2 protein-coding genes and 1 pseudogene are annotated in these 1,352 nt (G+C 45.0%); 2 read left to right on the top strand and 1 reads right to left on the bottom strand.

What is annotated here, in order from left to right; genetic code table 11:
• Nucleotides 1-210: 210 nt before the first annotated feature.
• Nucleotides 211-492, top strand: a complete 282-nt coding sequence (gene pedR / locus O9324_RS21565; protein ID WP_002754772.1) for a photosynthetic electron transport-dependent transcriptional regulator PedR — start codon at nucleotides 211-213, stop codon at nucleotides 490-492.
• Nucleotides 476-1,027, top strand: a complete 552-nt coding sequence (locus O9324_RS21560; RefSeq protein ID WP_287629367.1) for a TolB family protein — start codon at nucleotides 476-478, stop codon at nucleotides 1,025-1,027. The genes pedR and O9324_RS21560 overlap by 17 nt, the downstream gene beginning before the upstream one ends.
• A 70-nt stretch (nucleotides 1,028-1,097) precedes the next feature.
• Here O9324_RS21560 and O9324_RS21555 read toward each other — a convergent pair.
• A pseudogene (locus tag O9324_RS21555) lies at nucleotides 1,098-1,200 on the bottom strand (IS30 family transposase); the annotation flags it as partial.
• Nucleotides 1,201-1,352: the final 152 nt, after the last annotated feature.

Below are 1,352 nucleotides of genomic sequence, written 5' to 3'. Positions count from 1 at the left end.
GAAGCCAAGATGGCAACCAAAAGAAGTCAAGTTGTATCCCTAACAAGGGAACAGTCAAACTAGGAGCCGTGTGAGGTGAAAGTCTCATGCACGGTTCTGAATGGGAGGGGAGGTCGGTGACGACCTTCTCGACCCCTAATACTGATTATCGATTCCTGGGGAAAAAATTCTTCTAGAATGATAAGTACATATACGAGAGGAATTATACTCATGTCTGCTGGGAAGTTTCAAACAGCCGCTTCATTATCCGATCGAGAGCTAGAAATACTCGATTTAGTGGCTAATGGTTTAACCAATCAAGAAATCTCGGAAAAGCTAGAGATTAGTAAGCGTACCGTTGATAATCATATTAGTAATATCTTGACAAAAACAAAAACCGATAATCGGGTGGAATTGGTGCGTTGGGCATTGCATTGGGGTAAAGTTTGTCTTGATGATATTAATTGTTGTATCCTTCCTTCCCCGGTGCCGACCGATGATCAGGTTTCCTAAACTTCTGCGACTTTTGCTTGCGGTTAATATCATCAGTCTGGGGGGATGTAGTGATGCGGGTTTTGTCACCCCTCCCCAACAGCTTTTAGGAAATACTTTAAATACCCCTTCCTCGGAAGATAATCCCCGTTTTAACTACGATGGTCGTTATCTGGTTTTTGCCTCCGATCGCAGGGGTCAACGAACGGTTTATTTATTCGATCGAGTGGCTAATCGTTTAGTTCCCCTACCCGGGTTAAATCAAGCAAAAACCTATCAAGATCAACCGGATATTAGTGCCGATGGTCGTTATATTGTTTATGTGTCGGAACAGTCCGGTAAACCCGATATATATATTTATGATCGACAAACTCTGCAAGCAAAAAATCTCACCGAAAATATTTTAGGAGAAGTGCGTCGTCCGACGATTAGTGGGAACGGTCGTTTTATTGCTTTTGAAAGTAATCGTTTCGGTCAATGGAATCTGGAAATATTCGATCGAGGTAGCGAAATTTCTCCTTCTTTACCCCCGATCAATTCTTCCCCGTCCCGATAGTATTGGGGGAAAAGGGAGAAGGGTGTGGGGAGACCACTTCGTGCGCGTTGCGGGGGAGATCGGAGAGGAGAATATCCACACGACCTGGAATCCCTCCACGCTTACTTTTTGCTCCGTCTCGACTCTTTCTTTTTCCTCGTCCAGCCGCGTAGGTATTCTTGATACTTTCCACAGTCAAGGGTAGTTTTGACATCCTCACCGCCGTAAACGGACGGTGATTCCCAAACCTCACGATTTGGGTTTCTGCTTCTTTCCCTTGCGGGGTTCCGCACCTGCCTTAACAGATTTACTCTGTTCTGGTCTTATGGTCGCTCTACAGACTGAC

The sequence above is a fragment of the Microcystis sp. LE19-84.1B genome, assembly GCF_027531875.1.
GTDB lineage: Bacteria > Cyanobacteriota > Cyanobacteriia > Cyanobacteriales > Microcystaceae > Microcystis > Microcystis panniformis.
The sequence above is the reverse complement of the archived record's forward strand: the minus strand, read 5'-3'. Positions and strand labels throughout refer to the sequence as shown.